This window comes from Pseudomonas sp. BJP69 (genome assembly GCF_007633355.1).
Taxonomy (GTDB): domain Bacteria; phylum Pseudomonadota; class Gammaproteobacteria; order Pseudomonadales; family Pseudomonadaceae; genus Aquipseudomonas; species Aquipseudomonas juntendi.
Genome location: NZ_CP041933.1, coordinates 5,200,510 through 5,217,844 on the forward strand (window position 1 = coordinate 5,200,510; position 17,335 = coordinate 5,217,844).

The 17,335-nt window shown below is 64.1% G+C and carries 15 protein-coding genes; 6 read left to right on the forward strand and 9 right to left on the reverse strand.

Translation table 11 applies throughout. The features are described 5' to 3' along the window. Position 1: 1 nt before the first annotated feature. The 4 genes from FPB55_RS24220 to pilM are packed head-to-tail and all read right to left on the reverse strand — an operon-like array spanning position 2 to position 3,618. On the reverse strand, positions 2-1,270 hold the full coding sequence (locus FPB55_RS24220; RefSeq protein ID WP_050492206.1) for a type IV pilus secretin PilQ family protein: 1,269 nt from the start codon (positions 1,268-1,270) through the stop codon (positions 2-4). Beyond that, positions 1,194-2,192, reverse strand: coding sequence for a pilus assembly protein PilP (locus FPB55_RS24225; protein ID WP_047149614.1), 999 nt, complete (start codon positions 2,190-2,192; stop codon positions 1,194-1,196). The genes FPB55_RS24220 and FPB55_RS24225 overlap by 77 nt, the downstream gene beginning before the upstream one ends. A gap of 11 nt (positions 2,193-2,203) precedes the next feature. After that, on the reverse strand, positions 2,204-2,740 hold the full coding sequence (locus FPB55_RS24230; protein WP_009684948.1) for a PilN domain-containing protein: 537 nt from the start codon (positions 2,738-2,740) through the stop codon (positions 2,204-2,206). Further along, on the reverse strand, positions 2,737-3,618 hold the full coding sequence (pilM, locus tag FPB55_RS24235; protein WP_054881139.1) for a pilus assembly protein PilM: 882 nt from the start codon (positions 3,616-3,618) through the stop codon (positions 2,737-2,739). The genes FPB55_RS24230 and pilM overlap by 4 nt, the downstream gene beginning before the upstream one ends. A gap of 178 nt (positions 3,619-3,796) precedes the next feature. On the opposite strand from pilM, the gene FPB55_RS24240 reads away from it, so the two are divergent. Then, positions 3,797-6,250, forward strand: coding sequence for a penicillin-binding protein 1A (locus tag FPB55_RS24240; RefSeq protein ID WP_009684944.1), 2,454 nt, complete (start codon positions 3,797-3,799; stop codon positions 6,248-6,250). 155 nt (positions 6,251-6,405) lie between these two features. On the opposite strand, the gene FPB55_RS24245 is transcribed toward FPB55_RS24240, so the two are convergent. The 3 genes from FPB55_RS24245 to rpmE form a co-directional block, all read right to left on the reverse strand. Then, on the reverse strand, positions 6,406-7,674 hold the full coding sequence (locus FPB55_RS24245) for a malic enzyme-like NAD(P)-binding protein (protein WP_009684943.1): 1,269 nt from the start codon (positions 7,672-7,674) through the stop codon (positions 6,406-6,408). A gap of 178 nt (positions 7,675-7,852) precedes the next feature. Then, positions 7,853-8,674 (reverse strand): thermonuclease family protein, encoded by an 822-nt coding sequence (locus FPB55_RS24250; protein ID WP_144189468.1) that lies wholly within the window; start codon positions 8,672-8,674, stop codon positions 7,853-7,855. Between the two features lie 2 nt (positions 8,675-8,676). Next, entirely contained in the window at positions 8,677-8,892 is a 216-nt protein-coding gene (gene rpmE, locus FPB55_RS24255) for a 50S ribosomal protein L31 (RefSeq protein ID WP_009684941.1), read from the reverse strand. A gap of 167 nt (positions 8,893-9,059) precedes the next feature. Between rpmE and FPB55_RS24260 the strand changes: the two genes are divergently transcribed. The 3 genes from FPB55_RS24260 (at position 9,060) to FPB55_RS24270 (ending at position 13,948) form a co-directional block, all read left to right on the forward strand. Continuing rightward, positions 9,060-11,279 carry a primosomal protein N' gene (locus FPB55_RS24260; RefSeq protein WP_115295388.1) on the forward strand — a complete coding sequence of 740 codons (2,220 nt, stop codon included), beginning with the start codon at positions 9,060-9,062 and terminating at the stop codon, positions 11,277-11,279. A gap of 232 nt (positions 11,280-11,511) precedes the next feature. Next, the gene (gene argS, locus FPB55_RS24265; protein WP_009684939.1) at positions 11,512-13,248 is read left to right on the forward strand and encodes an arginine--tRNA ligase; all 1,737 of its coding nucleotides are present in this window, start codon (positions 11,512-11,514) and stop codon (positions 13,246-13,248) included. 1 nt (position 13,249) lies between these two features. Next, entirely contained in the window at positions 13,250-13,948 is a 699-nt protein-coding gene (locus FPB55_RS24270; RefSeq protein WP_047149606.1) for an SPOR domain-containing protein, read from the forward strand. A 96-nt stretch (positions 13,949-14,044) separates the two neighbouring features. Here the strand turns inward: FPB55_RS24270 and FPB55_RS24275 are convergent, their stop codons facing one another. Beyond that, positions 14,045-14,464, reverse strand: a complete 420-nt coding sequence (locus FPB55_RS24275; RefSeq protein WP_009684937.1) for an NINE protein — start codon at positions 14,462-14,464, stop codon at positions 14,045-14,047. A 166-nt stretch (positions 14,465-14,630) separates the two neighbouring features. Between FPB55_RS24275 and FPB55_RS24280 the strand changes: the two genes are divergently transcribed. After that, positions 14,631-15,254, forward strand: coding sequence for a C40 family peptidase (locus FPB55_RS24280; protein WP_009684936.1), 624 nt, complete (start codon positions 14,631-14,633; stop codon positions 15,252-15,254). 309 nt (positions 15,255-15,563) lie between these two features. Here FPB55_RS24280 and FPB55_RS24290 read toward each other — a convergent pair whose 3' ends face one another. Beyond that, positions 15,564-16,559: a PilT/PilU family type 4a pilus ATPase gene (locus FPB55_RS24290; protein WP_125854346.1), complete on the reverse strand. Its 996-nt coding sequence runs from the start codon at positions 16,557-16,559 to the stop codon at positions 15,564-15,566. A 65-nt stretch (positions 16,560-16,624) separates the two neighbouring features. On the opposite strand from FPB55_RS24290, the gene FPB55_RS24295 reads away from it, so the two are divergent. Beyond that, positions 16,625-17,320 carry a YggS family pyridoxal phosphate-dependent enzyme gene (locus FPB55_RS24295; protein ID WP_009684933.1) on the forward strand — a complete coding sequence of 232 codons (696 nt, stop codon included), beginning with the start codon at positions 16,625-16,627 and terminating at the stop codon, positions 17,318-17,320. Positions 17,321-17,335: the final 15 nt, after the last annotated feature.

Below are 17,335 nucleotides of genomic sequence, written 5' to 3' on the forward strand. Positions count from 1 at the left end.
ATCAACGACTCACAGCAATCGCCTGGTCACTCATGATACGCGGAGTCAGGAAGACCAGCAGCTCGGATTTTTTCTCTTGTAATGCATCGCGTCGAAACAGCCGCCCAACATACGGCAGATCACCCAAAAATGGCACCTTGTCGACCACATTGTTTTGCGAAGTCGAGTACACGCCGCCAATCACGATCGTTTCGCCGTCGGCCACGCGAACCTTGGCATTCACCTCGTTCTTGCGGATCGGCGGCACGTTGTTCAAGGCATTGACGTAATCCGGTTCGTCCTTGGTCACCCTGACAGCCATGATTACCTTGTTGTCCGGGGTAATTTGCGGGGTCACCTCCAACGACAGCGAGGCCTCGCGGAACGACACCGAGGTGGCGCCGCTCTTGGTGGTTTCCTGGTAGGGCACCTCGGTGCCCTTGAGGATCCTGGCCGTTTCCTTGTCGGCCGTGACCACCTTGGGTTGCGAAATGATCTCGCCATTGCCGCTTTTTTCCATGGCGCTGAGCTCAAGGTCCAGCAGCACATCCCCGCGCAGCAGGCCAAGGCCGATGCTGCTGCCAGCCCGCTCGACACCCAGGTCGACGAACAGCGACTTGCCCGGCAGCGGGTTGTCGCCATACAAAGGGCTGCCCCAGCGCACCCCAAGGGCTTTCTCGTAATCGACGTTGGCCTCGACGATGCGCGCCTCGATCGCCACCTGACGCACCGGCACATCCAGCTGCGCCACCAGTTGCCGCAGTTCATCGAGGCGTTCGGCCGGCAGGTAGGCCACCAGGGTATTGGTGCGCTCATCGACACTCAGGCTGCCCCAACCGGCGAGCAGGCTTTCGTCGGCCAGGCTGGTCTTGAGCAGTTCCGCAAGTTCGGCAGCCTTGGCATGGTGAACAGGCAACAGCTCCCGGCGCATGGGCTGCAACTGCGCCTCCAGCACCTGCCCCGCACGCGCTTCGGCAGTTTGCGCAGCCAGCGTGGCCGCCGGCGCCACCAGCAGCACATTGCCCTCCTGGCGCCGGGCGAGGCTTTTGCTGCGCAAGACCAGGTCCAGCGCCTGATCCCACGGCACATCCTGCAAGCGCAGGGTGACATTGCCCTGCACGTCGTCACTGGCGACCAGGTTGACGCCGGCATAGTCGGCGAGTACCTGCAAAACCGAGCGAATCTCGACATCCTGAAAGTGCAGCGACAGCGGTTCACCCTGGTAAGGCGTCGCGGTCGCCAGAGGCATGGGCAGCAGGGCCGCCAGCAGGTAGATCATCCTCGTTCTCATTCTGATCCGGGGCCTCCTTGCCCAGGCGTTTTGCGAGGGTGATGAACGCCGTGCGTTCATGCCACACCCCCGCCATGAACAACCGTTCGCGCACTTCGACCTGGCGCGGGCCGATGTGCATCACTATCCCTTGATCACGCCCTACCCGGTCCCCAAGGCGGACGCGGTAGAGCCTGCCGGCCGCCCGCAGCAGCGCTTGATGTTCCTGCCCACGCGTCAGGCTGCCGACCATTTCCAACTGGGCCAGGGGCGCGCGGGTCAAACCACCCGACAGGTGCGTTGCCAACGCGGCGAACGGATCCATGGCCGGTGCCCGCGTTGCCGGCCTGGCAGGCAGCCGCGCAAGCATGGCGACTGCCGCCCCGGCAACCGGCGCGTGATAGGCATCGACCCGCAGTTGCAAACGCAGCAGGCCTGGTTCGCCACCGCCGGCTGCCAGGCGCATGCTGCGACCGTGCATGACACGCGCCTGCCCCAACCACTCGTCCAGCCAGCCCCGCAAGGCTGGGTAGCTGCCCACCACCTGCAACTCCAGTGGCACTACGCTGAAGCCATGCCGCTGCTGCTGCTCGTGCACATCGAGGCGCTCGACGAGCAGGCCGTGCTCGCGCCCCGAACCCGACAGGCGGTCTAGCAGGTCGCTCATGCTTTCGCCGGCAGCCAGCTGCCATTGTGCCTTTTGCAAGCGCTGCCCATCGCTCGCCAGCTGTGCCCGCACCCCCTGCAACTCGGCAATCTGCGCCTGCGTGGCAGCCTGCTGCCGGTTCAGCTCGGCGTGCTTGCCCTCTTCTTCACCCTGCTGCTGCAACATGCCCGGCAGGCGAATCGCGCAGCCCAGGCCGAACAGCAGCACCGCCAGTGCCACAGGTGCCAGCCGCCGGAAGCGGCTGGAGCGCTCGGCTGCGCCAAGCCATGCGAGCAGTTGCACCCTGGTCACGACCAGAACGCCGCCACGCGCGCAGCCAGCAAGAACTCATCGCCGCCTGGCTGGCTCTTGATGTGTTTGAGCTCCAGGTCCAGCAGCACGCCGGAGCGCTCGAGGTCGCGCATGAACTGGGCCAGTACGGCGCCGGAGGTGGCGAGCCCGGTCAACTCCAGGCGGCCGTTTTCCAGGCTGAGGCCCAGCAACTGCATGCCCAATGGCAGTGCCCTTTCGAGGTCGGCGAATACGCCAGGCAGAACCCCCTGCTGAGCCTGCAGGCCCTCCAGCACCGCCAGGCGGCCGAGCAGTGCGGCATGCTGGGCACGCACATCAGCCAGTGGCTGAGCCTCCAGGCCCAGGGTTTCCAGGGCTGCCTGGCGCTGGGCGTTGGCCAACGCTTGTTGCTGGCCGCGCTGGCGTGCCTGTTGGTCGACCAGCGTCACGGCGCACAATGCCAGCAAGGCGCCAGCCACCAGATGGCTGCGAAACCGGCGCATGGCCGCCTGGCGCTGGCGTTCGCGCCACGGCAGAAGGTTCAGCCGCATCATGGTCGCGCCCCTCCAAGCGCCAGGGCACTCGCCAGCAGCATCGGCCCATCGACCTGGGCAAGCCCGGCCAGCGCAGGCAGTTCTTGGCACGGCAGCGCCAGGCTTTGGCCCAGGGCCTGCAGCCAGCCCGGCTGCAGCGGCGACCAGTTGCTGACCCACAACCTGGCAGGTAAAAGCCCTTCGGCGAGCAGCGCGGGCAGCCGCTCGGGCAGTTGCGCGGCCATATCCCCGTCAGCTGCCCGCAGCTCCCGACGCTGCAGCGCCCCGCCAGGCGCCCAGGCATGAACAGTCGCCCGGTGGGGTTCGATACGCAGCAACGCCGCCCCAGCCTGCTCACCCGCAGGCAGCATGCGGCGCAGGGCAATACTGTCGACCTCGACCGCCTCCAGTTGCAGCCCCGCCTGCTGCACCAGCGCTTGGAGGGGTGCCAGTGCACTCTGCCGACACGCTGCAACCAGCACCTCGCTGCAGGCTGGCTGAACACCTGAAGCCCCCAGGACCTGGAAGTCCAGGGCCAGGTCTTCCAGCGGGAACGGAAACAACCGTTCGGCATCCGCCAGCAACTGCGCCTCCAGTTGCTCCTCACCGGGCCCCACTGGCAGGTGACACAGCTTGCAGATGACCTGGCTGGCGGGCAGCGCCAGAGCCAGCCGCCGCTCGCCGAGGCCGCTGCGCCGATGAGCGCGCTGCAATGCCGCCGAGACCTGCTCGGGCGCTGCTGCCCAGTCATTGCCTGCCCCGAGCTGCAGCGGCTCATGGGCCCAACCCAGCACCCGCCAGCCGCCTTTGCGCTGTTGCAGTTGCACCAGATGAATGGCGTGAGCGGTAATTTCCACCCCTACCAGTGAACCGGCATCCTTGCCGAAGCGTCCAAGCATTGCGAATTCCTTGCTGTATGTCGCGCCCCCGCGGCAACACTGGGCCGGGACCATCCGTCAGGGCGACGGGCTGCCTGGCCGGTGGCCCGGAAAGGCGAAAAAATGCGTATAATGCCCAGCGTTTTTTGGTCCGCCGGACCTGCGTGCAATCCACTTTCAACCTGGACACCGAAAAGCCTTGATACGTCTGCTGAAGTTCTTCTGGTGGTCTTCCGTCGCAGTCATTTGCGCGCTCGTACTCGGTGTGAGCGGTGCGTTTCTGTATCTTAGTCCCAACCTGCCCTCGGTCGATTCGCTCAGAAGCATCCAGTTGCAGATCCCCCTCAAGGTGTACAGCAGCGATGGCAAGCTGATTGCCGAATTTGGCGAAATGCGCCGTTCGCCGATCCGTTTCGCAGACATTCCCCCACAGTTCATTCAGGCATTGCTGTCAGCCGAGGACGACAATTTCCTCAACCACTACGGCGTGGACCCCAGCAGCCTGATGCGCGCGGCCACCCAGCTGGTGAAAACCGGGCACATTCAGACCGGCGGCAGCACCATCACCATGCAGGTGGCCAAGAACTTCTTCCTGACCAGCGAGCGCAGCTTCTCGCGCAAGACCAACGAAATTCTGTTGGCCCTGCAGATCGAGCGGGAGCTGACCAAGGACGAGATTCTTGAGCTGTACGTGAACAAGATCTACCTCGGCAACCGCGCCTACGGTATCGACGCCGCGGCCCAGGTCTACTACGGCAAGTCGATCCGTGACGTGAGCCTGGCACAGATGGCGATGATCGCCGGCCTGCCCAAGGCGCCCTCGCGCTTCAACCCCCTGGCCAACCCGGTGCGCGCCAAAGAGCGCCGCGACTGGATCCTGGGCCGCATGTACAAGCTGGGCAAGATTGACCAGGCCAGCTACCAGGCCGCCTTGGACGAGCCACTCAACGCCAGCTATCACGTGCCGACGCCCGAGGTGAATGCACCGTACGTCGCGGAAATGGCTCGCGCGGAAATGGTTGGCCGCTACGGCAGCGAGGCTTACACCGAAGGCTTCCGCGTTACCACCACCGTGCCCAGCGACATGCAGGAAATGGCCAACAAGGCCATCCTCAATGGCCTGTCCGATTATGACGAGCGCCACGGCTACCGCGGCCCTGAAGCCCGCTTCCCGGGGCGCACCGAGGCTGCCTGGCGCCAGGAACTGGGCAAGCAACGCACCTTGGGCGGGCTGGAGCCCGGCATCGTCACCCGGGTCGAAAAAACCGGCCTTGCGGTGCTGACCCGTGACGGCCAGCAGGTGCATGTGGCCTGGGACACCATGAAATGGGCGCGCCCGTTCATCAACAGCAACGCCCAGGGCCGCACCCCGCAATCGCCCGCCGATGTCGCCCAGGTCGGTGACCTGGTGCGCCTGCAACGCCTGGACGATGGCACCTTCAAGTTCAGCCAGGTGCCGGGGGCACAGAGTGCACTGGTCACCCTCGACCCTAACAGCGGCGCCATCCGCGCCTTGGTCGGCGGTTTCTCGTTCGAGCAGAGCAACTACAACCGGGCGATGCAGGCCAAACGCCAACCGGGCTCAAGCTTCAAGCCGTTCATCTACAGCGCTGCACTGGACAGTGGCTATACCGCCGCCAGCCTGGTCAACGACGCGCCGATCGTATTCGTCGACGAATCGGTCGATAAGGTGTGGCGACCGAAGAACGATACCAACACGTTCCTCGGCCCGATCCGCATGCGCGAAGCGCTGTACAAGTCGCGCAACCTGGTTTCGATCCGCTTGCTGCAGGCCATGGGCGTGGACCGCACCATCGACTACATCGCCAAGTTCGGCTTCAACAAGCAGGACCTGCCGCGCAACCTGTCGCTGGCCCTGGGTACCGCCACCCTGACGCCGATGGAAATCGCTACAGGCTGGAGCACCTTTGCCAACGGTGGCTACAAGATTGCCCCCTACCTGATCGACCGTATCGAGAGCCGCAGTGGCGAAACGCTGTTCACCGCCAACCCGGCTCGCGTACCCCAAGGTACTGAAGACCAGGCCGGCCTGGCCGCCCCCGAGCAGCCGATCAGCACCGCCAGCATGCCCGGCGAGGCACCGGCGGCCCCCGGCCAAACCCCTGCGGCAGCGCAGCCACCAGCGGTTGCCGAGCGCATCATCGACGGGCGTACCACCTATATTCTCACCAGCATGCTGCAGGACGTGATCAAGCGCGGCACCGGCCGCCGGGCGCTGGCTTTGGGCCGCACCGACCTGGCAGGCAAGACCGGTACCACCAACGAGTCCAAGGACGCCTGGTTCTCTGGCTACAACGCCGACTACGTGACTACCGTGTGGGTTGGCTTCGACCAGCCGGAAACCCTGGGCCACCGGGAGTACGGCGGCACGGCGGCGCTGCCGATCTGGATGAGCTTCATGGGTGCGGCACTCAAGAACAAGCCTGCACATGCGCCGGCCGAGCCAGAAGGCATTCTCAGCCTGCGCGTAGACCCCGTCAGCGGCCGGGCAGCTTCGCCGGGCACACCCAATGCCTACTTCGAGCTGTTCAAGGCCGAGGATTCGCCGCCATCGGTGGACGAACTGGGCAATGGGGCCGTGCCGGGCAGCCCATTGCCAGCGGATGAAGCGACGCCGATGGACCTGTTCTGAGGCAATCCGGGGCAGGTGCACGGCGGCGTTCGACCCTACGGGCGTCGACACTGGCGCCCCCTGCCCCTCACCTGCCGGCCCCGACGCATTCCCACCGCGCATAAAAAAGCCCCGGCTCGAGTGAGCCGGGGCTTTTTACACCGCTACAACAGCAATCAGCCGTTGAACACGTCATCCACGCTCTTGAGCGGGTAGTGCTTTGGATACGGCAGGGTAGCAACGCCGGACTCGATGGCAGCCTTGGCCACGGCGTCGGAAACGACGGTGATCAGGCGGGCATCCAGGGGCTTCGGAATGATGTACTCACGGCCGAACTCCAGCGCTTGCACGCCGTAGGCATCGCACACTTCCTTGGGTACCGGCAGCTTGGCCAGGTCTTTCAGGGCGATGGCCGCAGCGATTTTCATTTCTTCGTTGATGCGCTTGGCGCGTACGTCCAGGGCACCACGGAAGATGAACGGGAAGCCCAGTACGTTGTTGACCTGGTTCGGGTAGTCCGAACGGCCGGTGGCCATGATCACGTCGCTGCGGGTGGCGTGAGCCAGCGCTGGCGAAATTTCCGGATCAGGGTTGGAGCAGGCGAACACGATCGGGTTGGCCGCCATCGACTTCAGGCCTTCCGCGCTCAGCAGGTTCGGGCCGGACAGGCCAACGAACACGTCGGCACCCTCCAGGGCGTCGGCCAGGGTGCGCTTGTCGGTCGCGTGGGCGAACTGGGCCTTGTACTGGTTCAGGTCGTCACGGCCAGCGTGGATTACGCCGCTGCGGTCGATCATGTAGATGTTCTCGACCTTGGCACCCATGCTCACCAGCAACTTCATGCAGGAGATGGCAGCTGCACCGGCACCCAGGCACACGATCTTGGCTTCTTCGAGCTTCTTGCCGGCGATTTCCAGGGCGTTGATCATGCCGGCCGCAGTAACGATGGCGGTACCGTGCTGGTCATCGTGGAACACCGGAATGTCGCACTGTTCGATCAGCGTGCGTTCGATCTCGAAGCACTCTGGCGCCTTGATATCTTCGAGGTTGATACCACCGAAGGTGATCGAGATGCGGCGAACGGTGTCGATGAATGCTTGCGGGCTTTCCGATTCGACTTCGATGTCGAATACGTCGATACCTGCGAAACGCTTGAACAGAACGCCCTTGCCTTCCATGACCGGCTTGGAAGCCAGTGGGCCGAGGTCACCCAGACCGAGGATGGCAGTGCCATCGGAAATCACCGCAACCAGGTTGCCTTTGCCGGTGTATTTGTATGCCAGCTCTGGATCCCGGCCAATTTCACGCACCGGCTCGGCAACACCTGGGCTGTAGGCCAGGGCGAGGTCACGGGCAGTGGCAGTTGGCTTGGAAAGTTCGACGCTCAGTTTCCCCGGGCGAGGTTGAGCGTGATATTCGAGAGCGGCAGTTTTCAGGTCTGACATGGTGGGCATTCCGCTATTTACTGTTCTGACGGACCGCCGAGGATACGCAAAGAGCCGGGTAGTCACAAGACTGGTCGGTCACTTGTGTCAAGGCCTTTAGCCTACGACTTTCCGCTAAAACCCACGGGGGCATACGGCTAACAGTGTGTACAATCCAATAGCGAACTGTCTACATTTTTTAGCCAGAAGTACGCGCCAGCATGCTCGGGTCGGTCAGTGGCAATACCCAGCGCCGCTGCCCTGGCTTGAGGCCGCCCTTGCGGGAACGGTCCACCACCCAGCCACGCACCTCGACCTGGCGCCCTTTGAGGTTAGCGAAGAAACTGGCCGGAAAGTTACGCTGCAGACGAGCGGAGACCTGCACCACCACGGCACGGTCAAGGTTCAACCAGACACCACCACGGTTGCGTTCGATGCTCATGATTCGGCCACTGAGCACAGCAAAACCAGGCTGCCTGATGGCGTCTGCCGGCACCACGGGCGACTGCCGCCAAAGGCCGGCGCCGGCCTGGCGTGCGGCCTGCTCGGCGCGTTGCTGGCAGCCACTGAGGCGCACATTGGGGGCGACGGCCACCCGGTAGCCCAAGCCTTCACTGAGCAATTGTGCTTCGAGATTGTCGCCATTACGGCCATAAATGTGCGCCAGTGTGCGCCCATACTTGTCTTTGGCTTGCACACCGGGAACCAGCCCTACACGCCCGTCACTGGCCTCGACCAACGCCTGCAGGCGCCGCTTGGCAGCTTCGGCATAGGGCTCGCTGCCACGCCCCTTGCGACCGATCTCCGGGGTGTTGATGCCGATCAGCCGCACACTGCGGCCATCCACCAGACGCACGGTGTCGCCGTCGACCACCTGCCGCACCCGAACCTGCTCGGGTTTGCCCGGCAGCGGGCAGAAGGCCAGGGCGGGCAAATGCCAGATCGCACCCACAAAAAAGGCGCCCACGAGGGGCGCCTTTTTCAGCAACAATGCGAAGCCCGAAGGACTCGCCATGCGCATGATTACTTCTTGGTACCGAACATACCGAAGCGGTCGGCGAACTTCTGTACGCGGCCACCGGTGTCCAGGACTTTCTGCTTACCGGTGTAGAACGGGTGGCACAGGTTGCAAACGTCGATCGACAGGGTGCTGCCCAGGGTCGAACGGGTTTCGAACTTGTTACCGCAGCTGCAGGTGACTGCAACAGCTTCGTAGTTCGGGTGGATACCTTCTTTCATGGTCACTTCCTCGAGCTGCGTGCCGCCACCCAACACCAATTGTTGAATACCGCACGTAATTAGGCGGCGAATAATACCAGAGCACACCGTCAGTGCAAGATGTCGCTTGCACCGACCGTCGTCTGCTAGGCTCGCCAGTTCTTGTAATGCCCTCCGAGACTTTCTGCGTGTCCGACGTCATCCTGCGCCTTGCCCTGCCCTCGCCGTTGCGGCGCCTGTTCGACTACAAGGCGCCAGCGAGCATGGCGCGCTTGGCCCTGGCCCCGGGCATGCGCATTCGCGTGCCCTTTGGCCGCCGCGAAATGATCGGCGTACTGGTCGAAGTGTGCGCGCAGAGCGAGGTGCCCGCCGACAAGCTGAAGCCGGCCAGCGCCTTGCTCGACCCGGTCTCCCCGATTCCGCCTTCGCTGTTCAAGCTGTGCCTGTGGACCGCGCAGTACTACCAGCACAGCCTGGGTGACACCTTGAGCTGGGCCTTGCCCACGCTACTGCGCCAGGGCGAGCCCGCAGAAATGCGCCAGGAGCGCTTCTGGCACATTGCCCCCGACGCCCGCCTGGACGACCCGCGCATCGCCCGGGCACCGCGCCAGCGCGATGCCCTCAAGACCCTGGCGCAGCACCCGCACGGGGTGGCGCACAGCCTGCTGGCCAAGCTCAACCTGAACAAGGACAGCCTCGACCTGCTGCTGGCCAAGGAACTGGTGCAGATCGAAGTCCGCCGCCAGAAGCCGGGCTTGCGCCACGAACACTGGCTGGCACAGCCGGAGCTGCCGCTCAATGACGAGCAACGCGATGCCTTCGAGGCGGTGTGCGAGGGCTTCGGCGGTTTTGCGGCCTTCCTGCTGGCCGGCGTGACCGGCAGCGGCAAGACCGAGGTCTACCTGCAGCTGATCCGCGAAACCCTCGAGGCCGGCAAGCAGGCGCTGGTACTGATCCCGGAGATCAACCTCGGCCCGCAAACCCTGGCGCGCTTCGAGCAACGCTTCAACGCCCGGATTGCCTTGCTGCATTCGGCGGTGAACGACCGGGACCGCCTGGACGCCTGGCTGGCGGCACGCGATGGCGAAGCCGACATTATCATCGGCACCCGTTCAGCGCTGTTCACGCCCATGAAAAACCCTGGCCTGATCATCATCGACGAAGAACACGACGGTTCTTATAAACAGCAGGAGGGCCTGCGCTACCATGCCCGCGACCTGGCGCTGGTGCGGGCGCACCAGGAGAACATTCCGATCCTGCTCGGCTCCGCCACGCCCTCGCTGGAAACCTTGCACAACGCCCTCACCGGCCGCTACCGCCTGTTGCGCATGAATCAGCGCGCGGGCGGCGCACGCCCACCGCGCATGCTGCGCCTGGATGTCAAAAGCCTGCCGCTGGACAGTGGCATCAGCGGCCCGCTGCAGCAGGCCATCCGCCTGACACTGGAAGCCGGCCAGCAAGTGCTGGTGTTCCTCAACCGCCGCGGCTTCGCCCCTACGCTGCTGTGCCACGATTGCGGCTGGCTGTCGGAATGCCCGCGCTGCGACGCGCGCATGACCGTGCACCAGCGCTCCGGGGTGTTGCGCTGCCACCACTGCGGCTATGACGAACGCCTGCCACACCAGTGCCCGCAGTGCGACCACGTCGACCTGCGCCCAGTCGGTGCGGGCACCGAACGCGCCGAAGAACGCCTGAAAGTGCTGTTCCCGGACTACCCGATTCTGCGTGTGGACCGCGACAGCACGGCGCGCAAGGACGCCATGCACCAGCTGTTCAGTACCATCCAGAAAGGCCAGCCGAGCATCCTTGTCGGTACCCAGATGCTTGCCAAAGGGCACCATTTCCCGCGGGTAACCCTGGTGGCCATCCTCGACGCCGACGGGGGGCTTTTCTCGGGCGACTTCCGCGCCAGCGAGCGCATGGCGCAACTGATCGTGCAGGTCGCCGGGCGCGCCGGGCGTGCCGAGGAACCGGGCAAGGTCATCATCCAGACCCACCTGGCCGATCACCCGCTGCTGGTGCAACTGACCGAACAAGGCTACTTCGCCTTTGCCGAACAGGCCCTGGACGAACGCCGTGCCGCCGGGCTGCCGCCCTACTCGCACCTGGCCTTGCTGCGCGCAGAAGCGCACAAGCCGGGGCAGGCTGAAGGTTTCCTGGACGAGGCCTGCGCCGCCGCCGAGCGCCTGGTCGCCGAACAGCGGCTGCCAGGCATCGAGCTGCTGGGCCCGGTTCCGGCCCCCATGGAGCGGCGCGCCGGGCGTTTCCGCGCGCAGTTGTTGATACAGGCCAACACCCGGGCGCCTTTGCATCGACTGATCAGTGCCTGGTTGCTAGTGTTGGAGCAGATGCCGAGCGGGCGCCAGGTCCGCTGGTCGCTGGATGTCGACCCGGTCGACCTTTATTGAGCTGCAAGCTGCAAGCTGCAAGCTGCAAGCTGCAAGCTGCAAGCAAGAGCGGAACGGAGTCAGGCGGCGCCACCAAGCTTTTTCTTGCTACTTGCTACTTGCGACTTGCTACTCGCGCCTTCCAACGTGAAGCCCAAAGGTTGGCAACCCGCTCCCAGGCACGGATAATGCCCAGTTTTTCCACCTGCGCATCCAAGCGCTGCACCGCGCTTGCGGTCGAAAAGAGACCCCCATGAAAGACACCATTCGCCAGCTGATCCAGCAAGCCCTCACCCAACTCGTCACCGACGGTGTGCTGCCTGAAGGGCTGTCGCCGGCGATCCAGGTGGAAAACGCCCGGGACAAGACCCACGGCGACTTCGCCAGCAATATCGCGATGATGCTGGCCAAGCCGGCCGGCATGAAGCCGCGCGACCTGGCGGAAAAACTGATCAACGCCCTGCCGGCCAGCGCCGATATCAGCAAGGTCGAGATCGCAGGCCCTGGCTTCCTCAATTTCTTCCAGAATACCGACGCCCTGGCCAACCGCCTGGACGCTGCCCTGGCCGACGCCCACCTCGGCGCGCGCAAGGCCGGCCCGGCGCAAAAAGTGGTGGTCGACCTGTCGGCCCCCAACCTGGCCAAAGAGATGCACGTCGGCCACCTGCGCTCGACCATCATCGGTGACAGCGTGGCGCGGGTGCTGGAGTTCCTGGGCGACACCGTCATTCGCCAGAACCACGTAGGCGACTGGGGCACCCAGTTCGGCATGTTGATGGCCTACCTGCAGGAAAACCCGATCACCAGCGATGAGCTGTCGGACCTGGAAAACTTCTACCGCGCGGCCAAGCAGCGTTTCGACGAGTCCGAGGCATTCGCCACCCGTGCCCGCGGCCTGGTGGTCAAGCTGCAGGCCGGTGACCCGGAATGCCTGGCCCTGTGGACACGTTTCAAGGACATTTCGCTGTCGCACTGCCAAAAGACGTATGAACTGCTCAACGTCAAGCTGACCATGGCGGACGTGATGGGTGAAAGCGCCTACAACGACGACCTGGCCAATGTCGTGGCCGACCTCAAGGCCAAGGGCCTGCTGGTCGAAGACCAGGGCGCCCAGTGCGTGTTCCTCGACGAGTTCAAGAACAGCGACGGCGACCCGCTGCCAGTGATCGTGCAGAAGGCCGACGGCGGTTACCTGTACGCCACCACCGACCTGGCCGCCGTGCGCTACCGCAGCAATGTGCTCAAGGCCGACCGTGCCCTGTACTTCGTCGACCAGCGCCAGGCCCTGCACTTCAACCAGGTGTTCGAAGTGGCCCGCCGCGCAGGCTTCGTCGGCCACCCGATGCAAATGGAGCACATGGGCTTCGGCACCATGAACGGCGCCGATGGCCGCCCGTTCAAAACCCGCGACGGCGGCACCGTGAAGCTGATCGACCTGCTGACCGAGGCCAAGGAAAGGGCCTACGCGCTGGTCAAGGAAAAGAACCCGAGCCTGGCCGACGACGAACTGCGCCGCATCGGCGAAGTGGTGGGTATTGGCGCGGTGAAATACGCCGACCTGTCCAAACACCGCACCAGCGACTACAGCTTCAACTTCGAGCTGATGCTCAACTTCGAAGGCAATACCGCGCCTTACCTGCTGTACGCCTATACCCGTGTAGCTGGCGTGTTCCGCAAGCTGGGCAAGCGCTTTGACCAAGCCGATGGCAAGATCGTGCTGCAGGCCGCCCACGAGCAGGACCTGGCCGCACGCCTGGCGCAGTTTGGCGAAACCCTGAACAGCGTTGCCGAGAAAGGCACACCGCACGTACTGTGCAGCTACCTGTACGACCTCGCCGGCCTGTTCTCCAGCTTCTACGAGAACTGCCCGATCCTCGCCGCTGAAACTCCCGAGCAGCAACAGAGCCGCCTGCGCCTGGCCGCCCTGACTGGCCGCACCCTCAAACAAGGTCTGGAACTGCTCGGCCTGGAAACCCTGGAGCGCATGTAAGTTGGCTGCCAAGAAAAAACCCGCACCCAAACGCGGCGCCAGCCGCCAGACAGCGCCAGCCAAACAGCCGATTCCCGGCTGGGTATGGCTGGCGGTCGGCCTGACCGTTGGCGCGTTCATCGTGTTCCTGATGAAGCTCGAACCCGGCGGCGATGACATCAAGCGGGCCAAACCCGAGCAGCAGAAGGCCGACAAAGTGGCCGAAGCCAGCAAGCCTGCGCAGGCCACACCGCAACAGCCGGTGAAACCGAAGTACGACTTCTACACCTTGCTGCCGGAGTCGGAAGTCATCGTGCCGCCAGAGGCCGTACCGGAGAAAACACCCCCGGTCCCGGCCCAGCCGGTCACACCGGTTACCCCCGCTGAAGCGGCGAAAATCGACACGGCGCGGGCCCAGGCAGCACTGCTTGGCCAAACCCCGCCTCCGGCCCCGCCAGTGATCAAGCCGGCAGCGACCACCCAGTACTTCCTGCAGGCGGGCTCGTTCCGCAAACAGGCCGACGCCGACAAGGTGCGGGCCCAGATCATTCTGCTGGGGCAGTCAGTGAAGGTGGAGTCGGGTACGGTCAAGGAAGAAACCTGGTACCGCGTGATGGTCGGCCCGTTCAGCAACCGCGAACAGCTGACCGGTGCGCAGAAACAGTTGGCCGGCGCTGGTTTTGCCAACCTGTTGCTGCAACAGCGCCAGACCCGCCAGTAACCTTTGAACGGGGCGCTGTGCGCCCCCGTCAGACTTGAGCCGCCCCGGTGCAGCGGCCTTGCCTAGCGACAGGGCTGCAAAGCAGCCCTTGCCCTCTCAGCCCCGCCCCGCGTTGCGCTCGGACACCTGGCTATTGAGTGTCCAGAAGTCGTACAGCACCCCTACCAGGAACAGGCCACCGGTCAGGAAGTAGATGATCGCGGTCACCCACTTGCCCTGATACAGCCGGTGCAGGCCGAACACGCCGAGGAACGTCAGCAGGACCCAGGCGATGTTGTAGTCGATGCGCCCAGACTGGAACCTCAGGTCCGCCTCGCGGTCCATGGCCGGGATCAGAAACAGGTCGATCAGCCAGCCGATACCCAGCAGGCCGAAGGTGAAGAACCAGAGGGTGCCGGTTATCGGCTTGCCGTAGTAGAAACGATGCGACCCGGTGAAGCCGAAAATCCACAGCAGGTAGCCGATGGTCTTGCTGTGCGTGTCGTGGTAGGGCGTTCCCTGTTGATAACTGTTCATGCCTAGCCCTCGTGGGTTATGGAAAAATTTTCTAAGAAAATATGTGACTTTTTTGTCACAGGCCGACGTATGGCACCCTGCCAATCGACCAACGGATCATAAATTGATCAAAAAGCTGTTATAAAGTTGCGCGCCCAACACATAACTATTCATAAGAGCTTCATCTATGCCGCCTTTACTCAAGACATGGCTGACCCTCTGCCTATTATTGCCCCTGGCCGCCCACGCCACCAATCGTGAGCAACGTCTTCCCAATGGCTTCACCGGCTACACCAGCAATGCCGCCGTGAGGCATGCAGCGGTCAAGCAGACTGCGCCCCATGCTCGCACTGTCAGCGCCGCCAGCACGCGCGGTAGCAAGGTGGCCGCGATGTCGCCCAAGCAGAGCAGCGATGTGCTCAGCCGCGCGGTCAATGTACTCGGTACCCCCTACGTTTGGGGTGGCAGCAGCCCGAAAAAGGGCTTTGACTGCAGTGGCCTGGTCAAATACGCCTTCAACGACGTGGCCAACGTAGACCTGCCACGCACCTCCAATGCCATGGCCCAGGGCCATGGGGTGAAAGTGGCCAAGGGCGAGTTGAAGCCAGGGGACCTGATCTTCTTCAACATCAAAAGCCGGCGGGTGAACCACGTGGCCATCTATCTGGGCAACGACCGTTTCATCCACGCGCCACGCCGCGGCAAGCGGGTAAGCATCGACAACCTGAGCAAGCCTTACTGGCAGAAGCATTACGTGGTCGCCAAACGGGTGCTGCCGAAAGAGCAGCAGCTGAGCCTGGCCAAGCGCTAGGCTTTTTCCACCTGCAATGGCCCGATCGCCGGCAAGCCAGCTCCCCCACAAATCTGTAGAACTGTGGTGAACCTGTGGGAGATCACACAGCCCTACGGGCTGCGCTGTCGCACAGAGAACTCGATTCGTAACCGCGACGCGGCCTGTGTGGGAGCGGGCGTGCCCGCGAAGCAGGCGACGCGGTGGCAGGCACCGGCTACGCCGGTGTTCGCGGGCACGCCCGCTCCCACAAAGATCCCGCTAAATCAATAAGTTATGTACTGTTCTATGAGAGCTGGCTTGCTGGCGAGAGAGCCTGTAGAGGCACTATCAATCGTCAACCAGGCCTTTCTCTCGTAACCCACGCAGTGCCCCCTCCATCGTCCGCATCCCTTGCGCACCACCCGCCTGCATCACCGAACACAACTGCGCCATCCGCCCCTCGCGCACCAGGTTGCGCACCGCCGGCGTCGCCACCAACACTTCCCGCGCTGCAACCCGCCCACCGCCCACGCGGCGTACCAGCACCTGCGCCACCACCATTTGCAACGACTCCGCCAGCATCGCCCGCACCAACGGCTTTTCATCGGCTGCAAATACCTCCACCAGCCGCTCGATGCTGCTGGCCGCCGAGCGCGCATGTACCGTCGCCAGCACTAGGTGCCCGGTCTCGGCCGCTTGCAAGGCCAGGCGAATGGTCTGCAGGTCGCGCAACTCGCCGATCATGATCACGTCCGGGTCCTGGCGCAGCGCGCTGCGTAGCCCCTGGGCAAAGCCGCTGCTGTGGCGGCCGACCTCGCGCTGGTTGACCAGGCTACGCTGGCTGCTGTGGATAACTTCAACAGGGTCTTCCAGGGTAATGATGTGCAGCGCCTTTTCGCGGTTCAGCTGGTCCAGCAACGTTGCCAGTGTGCTGGACTTGCCACTGCCGGTCGGCCCAGCCACCAGCACCAGACCATCGCGGTACTGGACCACCGCCTGAAACACATCGGTCAGCGCTAGCTCATCCAGCGTGGCAATACGCCCTGGGATCAGGCGGAAGGTCGCCGCAGGCCCATTCAGCTGGCGAAACAGGTTCACGCGAAAGCGCCCTAGGGCAGGCAGCGCCAGCGCCAGGTCCAGTTCAGCCCCTTGCGCCCACTGCTCGCGCTGCGTGTCATCGAGCAGGGTTGCCATGCCCGCGACCAAGGCGCCCGCGGCGAGCGGCGGCATGGCCATGCGCTGCAGCTCACCGTCCAGGCGCAGCATGGGTGTCTGGCCGGCCGCCAGGTGCAGGTCCGAAGCCTGCACCGCCACGGCCCGTGCCAACAGGTCGGTCACATCCATGAGACTCCCCAAAGGCTTTCAAGTAGGTAGAATGCCGCAAACCCAACACTAGCCGGCCACCCTCCATGTCCACCCTAGCAGACAACCTTTCCGCGATTTCCGCCCGTATCGCCAGTGCTGCACAGGCAGCCGGGCGTGAGCCGGCCAGCGTCCAACTGCTGGCCGTGAGCAAGACCAAGCCAGCCGCTGCGATCCGCGAGCTGTACGCCGCTGGCGTGTGCGATTTCGGGGAAAATTACCTACAGGAAGCCCTGACAAAGCAGCAGGCACTCGGCGACTTGCCCTTGATCTGGCACTTCATTGGCCCCATTCAATCGAACAAGACCAAAGCCATTGCCGAGCATTTCGACTGGGTGCATTCCGTGGACCGCCTGAAAATCGCCCAACGCCTTTCAGAACAGCGCCCTGCCGGGCTGGCACCGCTGAACATCTGCCTGCAGGTGAACGTCAGTGGCGAAGACAGCAAGTCCGGCTGCGCCGCCGCCGAACTGCCGGCCTTGGCCAAGGCCGTGGCGGCCCTGCCCAACCTGCGCCTGCGCGGGCTGATGGCGATCCCCGAACCCACCGACGACCGCGCCGCTCAGGAGGCCGCCTTCGCCAGCCTGCGTAACCTGCTGGAACAGCAGCACCTGGGGCTGGACACCTTGTCCATGGGCATGAGCCACGACCTGGAAGCGGCCATTGCACAAGGTGCGACCTGGGTACGCATCGGTACCGCCCTGTTCGGCGCCCGCGCCCCACTCAACCCCGGCCAGGGCTGATTGCATGCTTTACTC

What these genes read in the sequence shown, in the direction of transcription:
- FPB55_RS24220 (WP_050492206.1), bottom strand. Translation starts at nt 1,270, where the DNA reads ATGAGAACGAGGATGATCTACCTGCTGGCGGCCCTGCTGCCCATGCCT.
- FPB55_RS24250 (WP_144189468.1), bottom strand. Translation starts at nt 8,674, where the DNA reads ATGCGCATGGCGAGTCCTTCGGGCTTCGCATTGTTGCTGAAAAAGGCG.
- rpmE (WP_009684941.1), bottom strand. Translation starts at nt 8,892, where the DNA reads ATGAAAGAAGGTATCCACCCGAACTACGAAGCTGTTGCAGTCACCTGC.
- FPB55_RS24295 (WP_009684933.1), top strand. Translation starts at nt 16,625, where the DNA reads ATGTCCACCCTAGCAGACAACCTTTCCGCGATTTCCGCCCGTATCGCC.
- FPB55_RS24290 (WP_125854346.1), bottom strand. Translation starts at nt 16,559, where the DNA reads ATGGATGTGACCGACCTGTTGGCACGGGCCGTGGCGGTGCAGGCTTCG.
- FPB55_RS24275 (WP_009684937.1), bottom strand. Translation starts at nt 14,464, where the DNA reads ATGAACAGTTATCAACAGGGAACGCCCTACCACGACACGCACAGCAAG.
- FPB55_RS24280 (WP_009684936.1), top strand. Translation starts at nt 14,631, where the DNA reads ATGCCGCCTTTACTCAAGACATGGCTGACCCTCTGCCTATTATTGCCC.
- FPB55_RS24230 (WP_009684948.1), bottom strand. Translation starts at nt 2,740, where the DNA reads ATGATGCGGCTGAACCTTCTGCCGTGGCGCGAACGCCAGCGCCAGGCG.
- FPB55_RS24245 (WP_009684943.1), bottom strand. Translation starts at nt 7,674, where the DNA reads ATGTCAGACCTGAAAACTGCCGCTCTCGAATATCACGCTCAACCTCGC.
- pilM (WP_054881139.1), bottom strand. Translation starts at nt 3,618, where the DNA reads ATGCTTGGACGCTTCGGCAAGGATGCCGGTTCACTGGTAGGGGTGGAA.
- argS (WP_009684939.1), top strand. Translation starts at nt 11,512, where the DNA reads ATGAAAGACACCATTCGCCAGCTGATCCAGCAAGCCCTCACCCAACTC.